General features: G+C 69.0%; 17 protein-coding genes. 11 read left to right on the top strand and 6 right to left on the bottom strand.

Going from position 1 to position 13706, the window contains the following annotated elements:
• Nucleotides 1-179: 179 nt before the first annotated feature.
• Nucleotides 180-638 carry a hypothetical protein gene (locus tag HD841_RS01580; RefSeq protein WP_179507134.1) on the bottom strand — a complete coding sequence of 153 codons (459 nt, stop codon included), beginning with the start codon at nucleotides 636-638 and terminating at the stop codon, nucleotides 180-182.
• A 16-nt stretch (nucleotides 639-654) separates the two neighbouring features.
• A complete protein-coding gene (locus HD841_RS01575; RefSeq protein ID WP_179507133.1) occupies nucleotides 655-1221 on the bottom strand; it encodes an HNH endonuclease in 567 nt (188 codons plus the stop codon).
• 107 nt (nucleotides 1222-1328) lie between these two features.
• Here HD841_RS01575 and gluQRS point away from each other — a divergent pair, with 107 nt between their 5' ends.
• The 7 genes from gluQRS to HD841_RS01540 all read left to right on the top strand — a co-directional run bounded on the left by gluQRS (nucleotide 1329) and on the right by HD841_RS01540 (nucleotide 6562).
• A complete protein-coding gene (gluQRS, locus tag HD841_RS01570) occupies nucleotides 1329-2204 on the top strand; it encodes a tRNA glutamyl-Q(34) synthetase GluQRS (RefSeq protein ID WP_179507132.1) in 876 nt (291 codons plus the stop codon).
• Nucleotides 2205-2207: 3 nt separating this feature from the next.
• Nucleotides 2208-2438 carry a twin transmembrane helix small protein gene (locus tag HD841_RS01565; protein WP_179507131.1) on the top strand — a complete coding sequence of 77 codons (231 nt, stop codon included), beginning with the start codon at nucleotides 2208-2210 and terminating at the stop codon, nucleotides 2436-2438.
• A 4-nt stretch (nucleotides 2439-2442) separates the two neighbouring features.
• Nucleotides 2443-2991, top strand: a complete 549-nt coding sequence (locus HD841_RS01560) for a cob(I)yrinic acid a,c-diamide adenosyltransferase (RefSeq protein WP_179507130.1) — start codon at nucleotides 2443-2445, stop codon at nucleotides 2989-2991.
• A gap of 273 nt (nucleotides 2992-3264) precedes the next feature.
• Nucleotides 3265-4515, top strand: coding sequence for an ergothioneine biosynthesis protein EgtB (egtB, locus tag HD841_RS01555; protein ID WP_179507129.1), 1251 nt, complete (start codon nucleotides 3265-3267; stop codon nucleotides 4513-4515).
• Nucleotides 4516-5493: an L-histidine N(alpha)-methyltransferase gene (egtD, locus tag HD841_RS01550; RefSeq protein WP_179507128.1), complete on the top strand. Its 978-nt coding sequence runs from the start codon at nucleotides 4516-4518 to the stop codon at nucleotides 5491-5493.
• 56 nt (nucleotides 5494-5549) lie between these two features.
• Nucleotides 5550-6419 (top strand): 3-hydroxybutyryl-CoA dehydrogenase, encoded by an 870-nt coding sequence (locus HD841_RS01545; RefSeq protein ID WP_179507127.1) that lies wholly within the window; start codon nucleotides 5550-5552, stop codon nucleotides 6417-6419.
• On the top strand, nucleotides 6416-6562 hold the full coding sequence (locus HD841_RS01540; RefSeq protein WP_179507126.1) for a hypothetical protein: 147 nt from the start codon (nucleotides 6416-6418) through the stop codon (nucleotides 6560-6562). The genes HD841_RS01545 and HD841_RS01540 overlap by 4 nt, the downstream gene beginning before the upstream one ends.
• Nucleotides 6563-6710: 148 nt before the next feature.
• Here the strand turns inward: HD841_RS01540 and HD841_RS01535 are convergent, their stop codons facing one another.
• From HD841_RS01535 to ykgO, 4 genes are all read right to left on the bottom strand, one after another.
• Complete coding sequence (locus tag HD841_RS01535) at nucleotides 6711-8027, bottom strand: amino acid permease (RefSeq protein ID WP_179507125.1); 1317 nt, start codon at nucleotides 8025-8027, stop codon at nucleotides 6711-6713.
• A 10-nt stretch (nucleotides 8028-8037) separates the two neighbouring features.
• Nucleotides 8038-9369 carry a NupC/NupG family nucleoside CNT transporter gene (locus HD841_RS01530; RefSeq protein ID WP_179507124.1) on the bottom strand — a complete coding sequence of 444 codons (1332 nt, stop codon included), beginning with the start codon at nucleotides 9367-9369 and terminating at the stop codon, nucleotides 8038-8040.
• A gap of 253 nt (nucleotides 9370-9622) precedes the next feature.
• Nucleotides 9623-10246, bottom strand: a complete 624-nt coding sequence (locus HD841_RS01525; RefSeq protein WP_179507123.1) for an HAD family hydrolase — start codon at nucleotides 10244-10246, stop codon at nucleotides 9623-9625.
• A 25-nt stretch (nucleotides 10247-10271) separates the two neighbouring features.
• Nucleotides 10272-10397: a type B 50S ribosomal protein L36 gene (ykgO, locus tag HD841_RS01520; RefSeq protein WP_003046794.1), complete on the bottom strand. Its 126-nt coding sequence runs from the start codon at nucleotides 10395-10397 to the stop codon at nucleotides 10272-10274.
• A 138-nt stretch (nucleotides 10398-10535) separates the two neighbouring features.
• Between ykgO and HD841_RS01515 the strand changes: the two genes are divergently transcribed.
• The 4 genes from HD841_RS01515 to gpmA all read left to right on the top strand — a co-directional run bounded on the left by HD841_RS01515 (nucleotide 10536) and on the right by gpmA (nucleotide 13555).
• A complete protein-coding gene (locus HD841_RS01515; protein ID WP_179507122.1) occupies nucleotides 10536-11144 on the top strand; it encodes a DUF4136 domain-containing protein in 609 nt (202 codons plus the stop codon).
• Between the two features lie 138 nt (nucleotides 11145-11282).
• Nucleotides 11283-12392 carry a M14 family metallopeptidase gene (locus HD841_RS01510; protein ID WP_179507121.1) on the top strand — a complete coding sequence of 370 codons (1110 nt, stop codon included), beginning with the start codon at nucleotides 11283-11285 and terminating at the stop codon, nucleotides 12390-12392.
• Nucleotides 12392-12856, top strand: a complete 465-nt coding sequence (locus tag HD841_RS01505) for a GNAT family N-acetyltransferase (RefSeq protein ID WP_179507120.1) — start codon at nucleotides 12392-12394, stop codon at nucleotides 12854-12856. The genes HD841_RS01510 and HD841_RS01505 overlap by 1 nt, the downstream gene beginning before the upstream one ends.
• Before the next feature lie 12 nt (nucleotides 12857-12868).
• A complete protein-coding gene (gene gpmA / locus HD841_RS01500) occupies nucleotides 12869-13555 on the top strand; it encodes a 2,3-diphosphoglycerate-dependent phosphoglycerate mutase (RefSeq protein WP_179507119.1) in 687 nt (228 codons plus the stop codon).
• Nucleotides 13556-13706: the final 151 nt, after the last annotated feature.

The raw sequence follows: 13706 nt of genomic DNA, 5'->3' as shown, positions 1-13706 counted from the left end.
GCTTTGCTTGGCCCTAGGCTCCTGCTTTCGCAGGAGCACTGTGCTGAGCCACCACCGGCGATGCGGACTTTTGCAGGGGTTTGGAATGCTTCTGGAAGGCGACTCTTTCGGGAAGCCGATCGAGCCGCATCACCCCGAAGCCCGAATACGATCGCAGCCCTGCCGGGAGGCGAGGTTGCCTACCGCCCGCTGCTATTCCCCAGCGGGTCGCCCGGCACCGGCCCGGCCGGCCGCGTCACCGGCTCGCGCCCGGCATCGCGCGCCGCGCGCCATTCCTTCTCCTCTTCCGAGGTGACGGTGCCGTCGCGGTTGAGGTCCATCTGGTCGAAGCGCTTGAGCGTGCCCTCGTCCCATTCGATCAGGCTGATCACGCCGTCGCCGTTGCGGTCCAGCGTGAGCAGGCGGCTGTTCTCGCGCGGCAGTTCGGTCTTGTCGAGCCGGTCGTCACCATTGCGGTCGAGCGTGCGGAAGCGACGCTCCATCGTGCTGGTGAAATCGACGCGGCTGGTCACCGCCGGCGGCACGAAACCGGCGGCATTGGCGTCCGCCTCCGCCACCTTGTCCTCGCGCGGGCCACAGCCGGCCAGCGCGCCCGCGGCGGCGAGGCCCGCCACCGCGATGATGATCCCCGTTCGCAAACCCGGTCTCCGTTCGTTACGCTTCCAGCTCAACGTCCCAGTAGAGCCAGTCGTGCCACGTGTCGTGGAGATAGTTGGGCGGAAAGGCGCGGCCATGTTCCTGCAGATGCCAGTTGGTCGGTCGGATCGGCTCGACGTACAGCGGCATATGCGCCTGTTTCGGCGTCCGCCCGCCCTTCTTGAGGTTGCACGGCGCGCAGGCGGTGACGACATTCTCCCACGTCGTCCGCCCGCCTTGCGCGCGCGGCACGACATGGTCGAAGGTCAGGTCGCGCCCGACGCCGCAATATTGGCAGGCGAAACGGTCGCGCAGGAACAGGTTGAAGCGGGTGAATGCCGGGAATGCCGACGGACGCACATATTGTTTGAGCGCGATCACCGACGGCAGCTTGATCTCCGCGGTCGGGCTGCGCACCGAGCGTTCGTAATGCGCGACGATGTCGACGCGATCGAGGAACACCGCCTTGATCGCGGTCTGCCACGGCCACACGCTGAGCGGATAATAGGACAGCGGCGTGTAATCGGCGTTGAGCACCAGCGCCGGACAACTGTCGGGGTGACGGATCAGATCGGGATGAAACACGGCTCCTCCCACGGATTACCCGCGGGCCATGTCGCCCACGAGGATGACGCTGGTATGACAGCACGCCGGGTTGATGCCGGTCAAGCCTTCTGCGGCGGACTGCCGGCGTGACGGGCGGCATCGTCACCCGCTTCGCGCCGAGCCCGACCGGGCGGCTGCACCTCGGCCATGCCTTTGCCGCGGTCCAGGCGCACGACCATGCGCGCGCGGCGGGCGGCACCTTCCTGCTGCGCATCGAGGATATCGACGGCACGCGCAGCCGCGAGGCGTTCGTCGCGGGGATCGTGGAGGATCTCGCCTGGCTCGGCCTGACCTGGGATGGCCCGGTGCTGCGCCAGTCCACGCGGCTGGACGTCTATGACGCGTCGCTGGCCGACCTGCGCAGCCGCGACCTGCTCTATCCCTGTTTCTGCACGCGCGCCGACATCGCGGCGAGCGCCTCGGCCCCGCATCACGGCCCCGACGGCCTTATCTATCCCGGCACCTGCCGCCGCTTGCCCGCCGGCGAGGCGGCGGCGCGGATCGCCGCGGGCGTACCGCATGCGTGGCGGCTGGCGATGGGCCGCGCCGTCGCGCTTGCCGGACCGCTCGACTGGACCGACCAGATCGCCGGGCCGCAACGCGCCGATCCGGCGGCGTTCGGCGACGTCGTGCTCGCCCGCAAGGACGCCCCCGCCAGCTATCACCTCGCGGTGACGATCGACGATGCCGCGCAGGGGATCACCGACGTGGTGCGCGGTCGCGACCTGATGCGCGCGACCGATATCCACCGGCTGCTGCAGGCGCTGCTCGGCCTGCCGACGCCGCGCTATCGCCACCATCCGCTCCTGCTCGGCCCCGACGGCGCCCGCCTCGCCAAGCGCAACGGCGCGCCTGCGCTCGCCGACCTGCGCGCCGCCGGAGAGGACGGAGCGGCGCTCGCCGCCGGTCTGCGTGCCGGGCGGCTTCCCATTGGCTTTGCCGTCGCAAGCGCTTACCTATAGCGGATGAACACCTTTCTCGTCCTCCTGCTGATCGCGGCGATGCTGGCGACGGTGGTCGCGCTGGTCCGGGGCGTCATCGCCTTCCTCCAGGAATCGCACGCGCAGGTCCGCGACGGCCAGGGGCCGTCCGCCGCCTCGCTCAAGTCGAACAAGATGATGCAGATGCGCATCTTCTTTCAGGCGCTGGCGATCCTGATCGTCGTGCTGATCCTGTTCCTCGCCGGACGCACCTGAGCCCTTGGTCAAGCTCAACCGCATCTACACGCGCACCGGCGACGCCGGCACGACCGGCCTCGTCGATGGGTCGCGCGTGTCGAAGGCAGATCCGCGCATGGCGGCGATCGGCGACGTCGACGAGGCGAACAGCGCGATCGGCGTGGCAATCGCCGCGCTCGGCGACCGGACGCCCGCCACGGCGCTGCTGACCATCCAGAACGACCTGTTCGACCTCGGCGCCGATATCGCCACGCCCGGGGGGATCGACGGCGCGCTGCGCATCGTCCCCGCGCAGGTCGCGCGGCTGGAGGCGGAGATCGACGCGATGAACGCCGATCTCGCGCCGCTCACCAGCTTCATCCTGCCCGGCGGCGATGCCGGTGCGGCGGCGTTGCATCTCGCCCGCGCCATCGTCCGCCGCGCCGAGCGCAGCGCGGTGGCGGTCGACGGGCTCAACCCGCCGGCCTTGGCCTATCTGAACCGCCTGTCGGACTGGCTGTTCGTCGCCACCCGTTTGGTCAACGGCGCCGGCGAGGGCGACGTGCTCTGGCGGCCGGGCGCGAGCCGCTAGGACCGTCTTTCCCCGCGGGACATCCGTCCCACACCCTCCGTCACCCCGGACTGGTTCCGGGGTCCACCCGCCCGCAGGCGCGCGCTCGCGCCTCCAGCCATTCTCCTCGCCGTAGAGTGGACCCCGGACCAGTCCGGGGTGACGCGGCTTATGGATCAGCCCCGAACTCCCCAAAATCGCACGACATCTCGCGAAACGTCCATCGCGGCTGCAACCCTTTGCCGTTTCGCGCGCTAACCTGACTTGCATTAAGATGCGCGGGGAGGGCCGGCCATGTTGAAGATCGCACCCGGGCCGCGCGCGCCGCTCGTCGAACGCTATTGCGCCGTCCGTGCGCTGACGCTGGCGCTCGCCGCGCCGCTGTCCGACGCCGACGCCACCGTCCAGTCGATGCCCGACGCGTCGCCGACCAAATGGCATCTCGCGCATACCACCTGGTTCTTCGAGACCTTCGTGCTGCGCGACCATGTCCCCGGCTATCGGCTGCACGACGAGCGCTTTCCGTTCCTGTTCAACAGCTATTACGAGGCGGAAGGGCGCCGCCACGCGCGCGACCGCCGCGGCATGATCACCCGCCCGACGCTCGACGAGGTGCGCGCCTATCGCGCCTATGTCGACGACGCGCTTGCCGCCGCGCTTCCCGACCTGCCCGAGGCGGCGCGCGAACTCGTCGCGCTCGGCTGCCATCACGAAGAGCAGCATCAGGAGCTGCTCGTCACCGACATCCTGCATCTGTTCGGCGAGAATCCGCTCGAACCGGCGATCTGGCCCGCCGCGCCCAAGGTGCCGGTGGCAATGCCCGGCCCGATCCGCTGGATCGACCATCCCGGCGGCATCGTCCGCATCGGCCATGACGGCGACGGCTTCGCCTTCGACTGCGAGGGGCCGCGCCACGACGCCCTGCTCGCACCGCATGCGCTCGCCGACCGCACCGTCACCAACGGCGAATGGGCGGCGTTCATCGCCGACGGCGGCTATCGCGATCCCGCGCACTGGCTCGCCGACGGCTGGGCCTGGGTGAAGGCCGAGGGTATCGTCGCGCCGCTCTATTGGGAGGAGCGCGACGGCCATTGGACGCGCTTCGGCCTCGACGGCCGCCGCGCGATCGATCCCGCCGCGCCGGTGACGCACGTCAGCCTCTACGAGGCGGACGCCTATGCGAGCTGGGCCGGCGCGCGCCTGCCGACCGAATTCGAATGGGAGGCCGCGGCGCAAGGCTATGACGCGCGCGGCGGCAACCAGATGGATGCCGCCGGCCCGGTCGAGCCGCGCCCGGCGTCCGGCCCCGCCTTCTTCGGCGACGTCTGGGAATGGACCGGCAGCGCCTATCGCCCCTATCCCGGCTTCCGCACGATCGAGGGCGCGGTCGGCGAATACAATGGCAAGTTCATGAGCGGCCAGTTCGTGCTGCGCGGCGGCAGTTGCGCCACCCCGCGCGGCCATGCCCGCGCCAGCTACCGCAACTTCTTCTACCCGCATCAGCGCTGGCAGTTCACCGGCGTGCGGCTCGCCAAGGACCTCTAGATGCTGAAGCCTGAGATGGAGGACGGCGAGCAGACGCTCGCCGATCCGCAGTTCCGCGCCGACGTGCTCGCCGGGCTGGAGCGTCGTCCGCGCGCCATCCCGGCGCGCTGGTTCTACGACCGCCGCGGCTCCGAATTGTTCGAGGACATTACCAACGTCCCCGAATATTACCCGACCCGCACCGAGACCGCGATCCTCGAGCGGATCTGCCCGGAAGTCGCGGAGGTCGCCGGACGCGGCCGCGCGGTTGTCGAATTCGGCTCGGGATCGTCGGTCAAGACGCCGCTGCTGCTGCGCTGCGCCGAACCGTCCGCCTATGTGCCGATCGATATCTCCGGCGACTTCCTGCGCGACTCCTCGCGCGCGTTGGCGGACGCCTTCCCGGGCCTGCTCGTGCTGCCGTTCGAGGCGGACTTCATGCGCCCGCTCACGCTGCCGCAGGCGGTGAGCGGTACGCCCAAGCTCGGCTTCTTCCCCGGCTCGACGATCGGCAACATGATCCCGCTGATGGCGGTCGACCTCTTGCGGGCGATGCGCGCGTCACTCGGGGAAGGCGCGATGCTGCTGATCGGCATGGACCGGATCAAGGACGAGGCGACGCTGGTCGCCGCCTATGACGATGCCGGCGGCGTCACCGCGGCGTTCAACCGCAATCTGCTCGACCGGATCAATCGCGAACTGGCCGGCACGATCCCCGTCGATGCCTTCGCGCATGAAGCGCGCTGGAACGACGATCGCGCGCGGATCGAGATGCATCTCGTCGCCACGCGCGATGTCGACTTCACCGTCGACGGCCATGCCTTCGCCATGGCGGCGGGCGAGACCATCCACACCGAGAACAGCCACAAATACGGCTCGCGCGACGCACGCATCCTGCTGCGCTCGGGCGGCTGGACGCCGATCCGCGAATGGACCGACCCCGACGGCCTGTTCGGCCTGTTCCTCGCCGAGGCGCAGGCGGAGCGCCCCGCCCCCTGACGGCTGGCAGACGCGCCGAAAGCGGCTATGGCGCGTCAAAAGCATAGGAGATGGACGTGGAGTCAGTCGGAGTCATCGGTTCGGGCCAGATGGGCGCGGGCATCGCGCAGGTATCGGCCGCGGCGGGCTATCGCGTGCTGTTGAGCGACGTGTCGGTCGAGCGCGCCGAGGCGGGCAAGGCGGGCATCGCCAAACTGCTCGCGCGCGCAGTCGAGAAGGAGAAGATCGACGCCGCGACCCGCGACGCGACGCTCGCCCGCATCGAACCCGTCGCCAGCGTCGAGACGATGGCGGAGTGCGGCCTCGTCATCGAGGCGGCGACCGAGCGCGAGGAGATCAAGCGCGCGATCTTCGGCCAGGTCGGCAAGGTGCTCGGGGCGGACGCGATCCTCGCCTCCAACACCTCGTCAATCCCGATCACCCGGCTGGCGCAGAGTTCGCCCGATCCGCAGCGCTTCATCGGCGTGCACTTCTTCAATCCGGTGCCGGTGATGGGCCTGATCGAGGTGATACGCGGCCTCGCCACCTCCGACGCCACCGTCGGCGTGATCGAGGCCTATGCCGACCGGCTCGGCAAGGCGGTGGTCCGCGCCAACGACGCGCCGGGTTTCATCGTCAATCGCGTGCTGATGCCGATGATCAACGAGGCGGTGTTCGCGCTCGGCGAGGGCGTCGCGACGATCCGCGACATCGACCTCGCCTGCCAATTGGGGCTCAACCACCCGATGGGGCCGCTGACGCTCGCCGATTTCATCGGTCTCGACACCTGTCTGGAGATCACGCGGGTGTTGTTCGAAGGGACCGGCGACCCCAAGTTCCGCCCTGCCCCGCTGCTGGTGAAATATGTCGAGGCCGGCTGGTACGGTCGCAAGACCGGCCGCGGCTTCTACGATTACAGCGGCGCCACCCCGGAGCCGACACGATGAGCCTCGACGATACGATGGTCGACACGCCCGACGGGCCGATGACCTACAAGGAATGGAAGAAGAAGAACCCGGTGCAGCTCCCCTCGCGCCGCACCAAGGGCAAGGACCTGCCCAACAAGGTCAAGATGCGGACCGGCGAATAGCGTCGCCAATTCCCCCCTCGCTTTAGCGGGGAGGGGGACCGCGGCCGAAGGCCGCGGTGGAGGGGGCGTCTCCGCATACGGCCAGCGTGCCATATCCTCCCCCTCCGTCACGGCTGCGCCGTGCCACCTCCCCCTTGCGGGGGAGGACTTAGCGCGGGATGCGAAACCACACCGCATACACCGCCGCCAGCACCACCAGAAACGGCACGCCATACACCAAGGTCAGCGCGAACGGCGCGGTGAACGGCGTCGTCAGCAGGATCGCGACGATCGCGCCGACCCCGGCAAGGCTGGTCCACGGATGCCCCCACAGCCGGAACGCCGCCGGCGGTCCGTGCCGCCGCCGGAAGGCGAGATGCGTCACGAAAATCATCCCCCAGGTGAACAGCGCACCGAAGATCGACACCGCGATCATCACCCCGAACGCCGCCTCGGGCCGCCACGCATAGACGCCGCCCGCCACCGCGATACCCGCTGCCGACACGAGCAGCGCCGCCGCCGGCACGCCGCGCCGGTCGACCCGCGCCAGCGCGCGCGGCGCGAGGCCGCTTTCGGCGAGGCTGAACAGCATCCGCGACGCGGCGTAGAGCTGGCTGTTCATCGCCGACAGCGCCGCGATCAGCACCACCGCGTTCAGCACGCCCGCGGCATAGGGCACGCCGCTCGCCTGCATCACCGTGACGAACGGGCTGGTCGCCGTCCCCGCCTGCGTCCACGGCACGATCGCCAGCATCACCGCAAGGCTGCCGAGATAGAAGAGCGCCAGCCGCAGCATCGTCGAGCGGAAGGCGCGGACGATCGCGCGCTCGGGATCGCGCGCCTCGCCCGCCGCCACCGCGATCATCTCGATGCTGATATAGCTGAAGATCGCGACGATCACCGCGGTCCATATCCCGCCCAGCCCGTGCGGCGCGAAGCCGCCGGCATCGGTATAATGGGAAAAGCCGATGCCATGCGCGCCGATCACCCACAGGCCGACCGCGATGAAGATCAGGATCGCGGCGATCTTGATCGCCGAGAAGACATATTCGACCGCGCCGAACAGCCGCACGCTGGCGAGATTGACGCCAAGCAGCGCCAGCGAGAAGCCGGCGATCCACCACAGGCCCGGCACGCCCGGCGCCCAGTAGCGCATATAGATCGCCACCGCGGTCACCTCGGTCCCGATCGCGAGGATCACCGCCGCGGCATAGGCATAGCGGACGAGGAAGCCGGCGAACCGGCCGAGATAGCGTTCGGCGAACAACCCGAACGACCCCGTCACCGGATCGGCGACGGTCATCTCGGCAAGGCAGCCCATCAGCGCCAGCGTCACCAGCCCGCCGATCGCATAGCTGACCAGCACCGCCGGCCCGGCCAGCCCGATCGCCAGCCCGCTGCCGAGGAACAGCCCGGTACCGACCGCGCCACCGATCGCGATCATCGCCAGCTGGCCCGGCCCGAGGGTCCGGCGCAGGCCGGTCATCGTGATGCGCTCACCCGATCAGCAACCCGGCGAGCGCCGCGCTCATCAGGTTGGCGAGGCTGCCCGCCGCCAGCGCGCGCAGGCCGAGCCGCGCGATCGTCGGCCGCTGGTTGGGGGCGAGGCTGCCGGTGACCGCCATCTGGATCGCGATCGACGAGAAATTGGCAAAGCCGCACAGCGCGAAGGTCACCACCGCGACGGTGCGCGGCGACAGGCTCGTCTGCGTGCCTAGATCGATATAGGCGACGAATTCGTTGAGCACGATCTTCTCGCCGAACAGGCCGCCGGCGATCCCCGCCTCGTTCCACGGCACGTTGAGCAGGAACATCACCGGCTGGAAGACATAGCCGAGCAGCGCCTGGAAGCTCAGTCCCGGCAGCCCGACCATATTGCCCAGCCCGCCGAGCAGCCCGTTGGCGAGCGCCACCAGCGCGACGAACGCCAGCACCATCGCGCCGACCGCCACCGCAAGCCGCACGCCGGTCTGCGCGCCCTGCGCGGCGGCCATGATGAGGTTGGCGGGCTTTTCCTCGTCGTGCGTCGCCTCGGGCAGCGGCTCGCCCGGCGTGCCCTCGGGCAGCAGCGCGGCGGGGCCGGCGCCGCTGATCCGCGCTTCCGCCAGGCGGATGTCGCGAGTCTCGTCGGGCAGGTCGCCGAGCGGCAGTTCGCCTTCCGGCGTGACGCGGCGATCGGGCATGATGATCTTGGCCATCAATATGCCGCCCGGCGCCGCCATGAAGCTCGCCGCGAGCAGATATTCGATCTTGATGCCCATCGACGCATAGGCCGCGAGGATCGTGCCGGCGACGCCCGCCATGCCGCTGGTCATCACCGTGAAGACCTGCGGCGGGGTGAGGCCGGCGAGATAGGGGCGGATCACTAGCGGCGATTCGGACTGGCCGACGAAGATGTTCGCCGCCGCGCAGAGCGATTCGACCTTGGAGGTGCCGATCACCGTCTCGATCGCGCCGCCGACCCAGCGCACCACGACCTGCATCACGCCGAGGTAGTAGAGGATCGAGACGAGGCTGGCGAAGAAGATGATGACCGGCAGCGCGGCGATCGCGAAGCTCTGGCCGCCGATCTCGGGCGCGGCGAGCTTGCCGAACAGGAATTCGGTGCCCCGCTGCGAATAGCCGAGCAAGGCGGCGACCCCGGCCGAGGCGCCGGCGAGCGCCTGTCGCCCCGGCCCCCAATAGAGCACGACGGTGGCGATCAGCGCCTGCAGCGCGAAGGCCGCGCCGACGACGCGCAGCCGGATCGCGCGGCGATCCGCAGACAGCAGCACGGCGATGCCGAGAATGACGAGGATGCCGGCGACGCCGATCAGGATACGATGCATGAATCATCCCGCGGGGAAGTGAACGACGCGGCCCCCCGGCAGCGCGGCCGCACCATACACGGCGTTTATCAGGAGGCTAGCGGCGAATGGGCGGGGCGGATGGGCGCTCATTCCTCCCTCGCCTTAGCGGGGGAGGGGGACCGCCCGCGAAGCGGGTGGTGGAGGGGGCGTTGCCGCAAATGCGGGGCTCTCCGTATCCTCCCCCTCCGTCAGGCCTTCGGCCTGCCTCCCCCTGGCGGGGGAGGACTTGGAGCTAACCCGCCAGCAACCCCAGTTCCACCAACTCGCGCCGCAACGTCGGCTCATCGGTGAAATGCAGCCCGATCAGCCCGACGCTGCGCGCGCCCTCGATGTTCGCCGCATTGTCGTCGATGAACACCGTCCGCGCCGCCTCCAGCCCGAACCGGTCGAGCGCCAGCCGGTAGATGGCGGGGTCGGGCTTCACCATCTTCTCCACCCCCGACACGACGATATCGCGGAAGCGGTCGAACATCGCCGCCTCGCGCGCGCGGAACGGCGGCCAGAATTCGTGGCTGAAATTGGTGATCGCGAACAGCGGCACGTCCGCCGCCTCCAGCTCGTCGACCAGCGCGGGCATGCCGGCGATGGGCGCGCCGATGCTCTCCAGGAACCGCGGTCCCCAGAGTGCGATCAGCGTGGCATGATCCGGATATAGCGCGGCAAGCTCCGCCGAGGTCTCGGCGAAGTCGCGTCCGGCGTCGTGCTGGAAATGCCATTCATGCGTGACGACGTCGCGCAGGAACGCATCGAGCGCCCGATCGTCGTCGATCAGGCGCCGGTAGAGGATCCGCGGATCCCAATCGTACAAGACCCGGCCGACATCGAAGATCACGGCCGTCGGGGCCGTGGTCGTCATGTCGGCCGCGGGCATACCCAAAGGGTTAGCCCTGGCGCGCCTTGAAGCGACGGTTGGTCTTGTTGATGACGTAGGTACGGCCGCGACGACGGATCACGCGGTTGTCGCGATGACGGTCCTTGAGCGACTTCAGGCTATTGCGGATCTTCATGATCGATTCGCTTCTTTTCGAAATTGACGGTGTCGGTGAAAGCGCGAGCGCCTAAGGGCGGAGGGCGTAATAGTCAAGCAACGCGACACGCGTTAGAGCGTTTCACAGACGCAACGTATCGCAAAGGTAACCCCCGTGATGATCATCCGACCGTTCCTGGTCCTCGGCGTCGCCGCCGCGGCGCTCGCAGGCTGCGCGACCACGTCGTCGCTGCCGCCGACGGAGGTGATCCGCTACCATCTCGGCCAACCCATCGCGCGCGGCACGATCGCGGTCGAGCCGATGTCGGGCGGCGCGCCGGCCAGCCTCGAGTTCAAGACCTATGCCGCGGCGGTCGAGACCGAGCTGCTCAAGGTCGGCTATACCCTGCCCCCGCAGGGCGCGACGCCCGAATATGTCGCCACCGTCGCCTTCACCCGCACCAGCCGCGAAGGCCCGCCGCGCCAGTCGCCGGTCAGCATCGGGATCGGCGGCGGCGGCTTCAGCGGCGGTGGCCGGCGCGGCGGCGGCGGCTTCGGGCTGGGCGGTGGCATCGGCTTTCCGATCGGCAAGAGCCGCTCGACCGAAGTGCTCGTCGCCGAGCTCGCGGTGACGATCAAGCGCCGCGCCGACCAGTCACCGGTATGGGAGGGCAAGGCGCAGGGGATCAGCGACATCAAGGGCGCCGACCAGCAGGCCGGCAAGCTCGCCCGCGCGCTGTTCACCGGCTTCCCCGGCGAATCGGGGCGCACCATCACGGTGAGGTGACCGCTCTCACCCTCACCCTGCGCCGCCTGCGGCGTCTTTCCTCTCCCGGCGGGAGAGGGAGGGAGGCGCGAAGCGCCGAAAGGGTGAGGGTGAAGTCATCCCCTTCGCCAAGCATCCTCTACCAATCAGGCACGCCTCATGACCCTCAGCATCAACGCCGCCTTCGACGGCGGCAACATCCGCGTCGTCGCCATCGAGGGCGACCGCATCGACCTCGAGATCGTCAAGGATCGCGATTCCGACTTCTTCCAATGGTTCTATTTCCGCGTCGCCGGCGCGCACGGCCGGCGGCTCAGCTTCCGCATCGTCAACGCCGGCCAGTCCGCCTATCCGTTCGGCTGGCCCGGCTACAAGACGCGCGTCAGCACCGACCGGCAGGCGTGGCGGATGATCGACACCGCCTATGACAATGGCGTGCTGTCGTTCGATCATACCGTCGAGGGCGAACTCGCCTGGTTCGCCTATTTCGCGCCCTACACGATGGAGATGCACCACGATCTCGTCGCGCGCATCGCCGCCCGCCCCGGCGTCACGCACCGCGAGCTCGGCACCTCGCTCGACGGGCAGAGCATCGACTATTTCCGCATCGGCGACGGTCCCAAGCCGGTATGGCTCTACGCCCGCCAGCATCCCGGCGAATCGATGACCGAATATTGGATGGAGGGCGCGCTCGACTGGCTGACCAGCCCCGCCGCCGCGCCGCTGCTCGCCAAGGCGACCGTCCATGTCGTCCCCAACATGAATCCCGACGGCACCCGCCGCGGCCATCTGCGCACCAATGCGGCGGGGGTGAACCTCAACCGCGAATGGCACGCGCCGACGCCCGAGCGCAGCCCCGAAGTGCTCTGCGTTCGCGATGCGATGGACGAGACCGGCGTCGCCTTCGCGATCGACGTCCACGGCGACGAGGCGATCCCGGCGAACTTCATCGCCGGCTTCGAGGGCATTCCCAACTGGACCGACGAACATGGCGCCAAATTCTACGCCTTCGGCCGCCGCCTCGCCGAGCACACGCCCGATTTCCAAACCGAAAAGGGCTATGAGAAGTCGAGCGCGGGCAATGCCAATCTCTCGATGTCGACCAACCAATTGGCGCATCGCTTCGGCGCGGTGTCGGTGACGCTGGAGATGCCGTTCAAGGACCACGATCCCAATCCCGATGCCGAATTCGGCTGGTCGCCCGACCGCTCGCGTGCGCTCGGCGTGTCGTGCCTCGAAGTGCTCGCCGGTATGATCGACGAGATCTGATGGAGATCAAGCAGGACGATCCCGCCGCGCCCTATGTCGCGGACCTGCTCGCGCATCACCTCACGGAGTTGCGCGGGCAGATGGCGGATTTCGCCTTCGCGCTCGATGCCGGCGGCCTGTCCGCACCGGCGGTGACCTTCTGGACCGCGTGGCGCGATGGCACGCTGGTCGGCTTCGTCGCGCTCAAGCAGCTCGATCCGCGCCACGGCGAGGTCAAGTCGATGCGCGCCGCCCCGGCCGCGCGCGGCACCGGCGTCGGCCGCGCGCTGCTCGATCATGTCGTCGCGGTCGCCCGCGATCGCGGCTACGACCGGCTCAGCCTCGAAACCGGCACCGCCGCCCTGCACGCGCCGGCGGTCGCTCTGTACCGCCGCGCCGGCTTCATCGACACCGGGCCGTTCGCCGACTATCGCCCGAGCCCGCACAACCAGTTCTTCGCCCTCGACCTTCGTCCTCGATCCTAAAGGGAGCTTCCGATGCCGCGCCTCGTCCTGATCCGCCATGGCCAGTCCAGCTGGAACCTCGAAAACCGCTTCACCGGCTGGTGGGACGTCGACGTCACCGAAAAGGGCGCCGCCGAGGCGCGTGCCGCCGGCGAGATGATGGCCGCCAAGGGCCTCGACTTCGACATGACCTTCACCTCGCTGCAGACGCGCGCGATCAAGACGCTCAACCTCGCGCTGGAGGCGATGGGCCGGCTGTGGCTGCCGACCGAGAAGGACTGGCGGCTCAACGAGCGCCATTACGGCGGCCTCACCGGCCTCGACAAGGCGGAGACCGCCGCCAAACATGGCGAGGAACAGGTCAGGATCTGGCGGCGCAGCTTCGACGTGCCGCCGCCGCCGATGGAGGCGGGCGGCGACTATGACCTGTCGGCCGACCGCCGCTATGCCGGTATCGCCATTCCCGCCACCGAGAGCCTCAAGGACACGATCGCGCGCGTCTTGCCCTATTACGAGGAACGGATCGTGCCGGCGCTGCGCGACGGCCAGCGCGTGCTGATCTCCGCGCACGGCAATTCGCTGCGCGCCTTGGTCAAGCATCTGTCGAACATCCCCGACGACGAGATCACCGGCCTGGAAATCCCGACTGCGCAGCCGATCGTCTACGAACTCGACGACGCGCTGAACGCCACCGACCGCTATTATCTCAGCGAGCGGTAAGCCGGGGCGCCGAGGCTCGAAACGGCGCCACCCCCATTCGTCACCCCGGACTGGTTCCGGGGTCCACTCTGCGGCGGGCGAAAGGGCCTGAGGCTCTATCGCGCTCGGGCAGCCCGGTGGACCCCGGAATCAGTCCGAGGTGACGGGTGGC

This window comes from Sphingomonas melonis (genome assembly GCF_013409985.1).
Taxonomy (GTDB): Bacteria; Pseudomonadota; Alphaproteobacteria; order Sphingomonadales; family Sphingomonadaceae; genus Sphingomonas; species Sphingomonas melonis_A.
The sequence above is the reverse complement of the archived record's forward strand: the minus strand, read 5'-3'. Positions and strand labels throughout refer to the sequence as shown.

Bases quoted from the DNA above. Each gene is read 5' to 3' on its own strand.
- HD841_RS01565 (WP_179507131.1), top strand. From the start codon at position 2,208: ATGAACACCTTTCTCGTCCTCCTGCTGATCGCGGCGATGCTGGCGACG.
- egtB (WP_179507129.1), top strand. From the start codon at position 3,265: ATGTTGAAGATCGCACCCGGGCCGCGCGCGCCGCTCGTCGAACGCTAT.
- egtD (WP_179507128.1), top strand. From the start codon at position 4,516: ATGCTGAAGCCTGAGATGGAGGACGGCGAGCAGACGCTCGCCGATCCG.
- HD841_RS01540 (WP_179507126.1), top strand. From the start codon at position 6,416: ATGAGCCTCGACGATACGATGGTCGACACGCCCGACGGGCCGATGACC.
- HD841_RS01535 (WP_179507125.1), bottom strand. From the start codon at position 8,027: ATGACCGGCCTGCGCCGGACCCTCGGGCCGGGCCAGCTGGCGATGATC.
- HD841_RS01530 (WP_179507124.1), bottom strand. From the start codon at position 9,369: ATGCATCGTATCCTGATCGGCGTCGCCGGCATCCTCGTCATTCTCGGC.
- HD841_RS01525 (WP_179507123.1), bottom strand. From the start codon at position 10,246: ATGACGACCACGGCCCCGACGGCCGTGATCTTCGATGTCGGCCGGGTC.
- ykgO (WP_003046794.1), bottom strand. From the start codon at position 10,397: ATGAAGATCCGCAATAGCCTGAAGTCGCTCAAGGACCGTCATCGCGAC.
- HD841_RS01515 (WP_179507122.1), top strand. From the start codon at position 10,536: ATGATCATCCGACCGTTCCTGGTCCTCGGCGTCGCCGCCGCGGCGCTC.
- HD841_RS01510 (WP_179507121.1), top strand. From the start codon at position 11,283: ATGACCCTCAGCATCAACGCCGCCTTCGACGGCGGCAACATCCGCGTC.
- HD841_RS01505 (WP_179507120.1), top strand. From the start codon at position 12,392: ATGGAGATCAAGCAGGACGATCCCGCCGCGCCCTATGTCGCGGACCTG.
- gpmA (WP_179507119.1), top strand. From the start codon at position 12,869: ATGCCGCGCCTCGTCCTGATCCGCCATGGCCAGTCCAGCTGGAACCTC.